The sequence below is a fragment of the Secundilactobacillus angelensis genome (genome assembly GCF_012641075.1).
GTDB classification, from domain to species: Bacteria; Bacillota; Bacilli; order Lactobacillales; family Lactobacillaceae; genus Secundilactobacillus; species Secundilactobacillus angelensis.
In genome coordinates, this window is sequence record NZ_JAAXLJ010000139.1 from 1 (window position 1) to 200 (window position 200).

General features: G+C 47.0%; 1 rRNA gene. It reads right to left on the bottom strand.

The features are described from left to right. Positions 1–129: 129 nt before the first annotated feature. Positions 130–200, bottom strand: a 16S ribosomal RNA gene (locus tag HC026_RS12710); the annotation flags it as partial.

Here is a 200-nt window from a genome sequence, read left to right on the forward strand (position 1 = left end):
CTCACGCTTATCAGGCGTGCGCTCTAACCAGCTGAGCTATAGGCCCAAAAAGCGTTATTAATCTGAGAGTAGACCTCTCAAAACTAAACAAAGTTTTGTCTCTGTGCAGGTTTCCGTATTATTCCTTAGAAAGGAGGTGATCCAGCCGCAGGTTCTCCTACGGCTACCTTGTTACGACTTCACCCTAATCATCTGCCCCA